A 1,189-nucleotide genomic window follows, 5' to 3' on the forward strand; every position below is an offset into this window, starting at 1 on the left:
ATACGCACGCAACGCCGCGAACCAGGTCGAGTACGCCAAATGGATGATCATCGGCCAACTCATCCAACTCGCCATCGAAATCGCCTGGGCCATCGCCATGTCCTACTGGACATTCGGCTCCTCACTCGCCTGGATCGCGTTCTTCAAATTCGTCCGACACCAAGCCATCCGACGAATCCTCAACTGGCTGGTGTGGAACCTCCTGGGCAACCTCTTCATCGCCCAACTCTTCGGCGTCACCATGGACCTGCTGATCCAACGCATCCAAATGGATCAAGGAAACCGCGACGGCTGGGACAAAGAACTCACCCGCATGGCCGCCGCCGGCGCCCTCATCGAAGGACTCATCTCCTCCGCACTCTCCACCGGCATCGACACCCTCATCTCCAAAGAACTCCGCCACCTCTTCAACAAAAACATCACCACCATCAACACCCGCAACACCCCCGACCTCAACCCCAACGACATCGGCCCACCCCCCTTCCCCACACCCAAACCCACCCCCGACCCCACCCCAACCCCAACCAACCTCGAAAAACCCGACCAGACCCCCGACCCCGAAACCGGCGTCACCAACCAATTCAACAACGACCTCACCAACACATTCAGCAACAACGGCAACCAATTCATCGCCCCCTGGCGCAACGACACCGGCTGGCTCGACCCCAAAACAGCCAACAAATTCCGCAACGACACCGCCGACGTCTTCGAAAAACACTTCACCACCCAACTCGGCAGAAACAACGCCCGCCAACTCGGCAGCGACTACGCCGACACCTACATCAAAAACTGGCCCACCCCCACCCTCAAAACCGACCTCGACACCCTCCTCAAAAACACCCCCCTCCCCCAAAACACCCGCAACCACCTCGCCGACACCATCCCCACCGCCCTCGCACGCTCCCTCCACGACTACGGCACCACCTGGGCCCACCGCTTCCGCGACCTCGGCGTCGTCTCCGCCTCCGGAGCCATCGAAGGCTACGTCGGAGAAGGCCTCACCAACCTCGCCTTCACCGAAGAAGGCTGGAAAGCCTCCGGCATGTCCGCCGTCGCAGGCGCCTCCACCGGAGCCCTCCAACACATCGCCACCATCGGCGGCATCACCACCATCAACGCCATCAAAAGCATGGGAGACATCAACCTCACCAACGCCCCCACCCCCGAAAACACCACCAACAACACCACC

Annotated in this window: 1 pseudogene; it reads left to right on the forward strand. The window is 60.9% G+C overall.

Annotated elements, in window-relative coordinates:
- Positions 1–1,189 (forward strand): annotated as a pseudogene (locus QSJ59_RS24245) (hypothetical protein); the annotation flags it as partial.

Source organism: Nocardiopsis ansamitocini (assembly GCF_030268225.1).
Lineage (GTDB): Bacteria > Actinomycetota > Actinomycetes > Streptosporangiales > Streptosporangiaceae > Nocardiopsis_D > Nocardiopsis_D ansamitocini.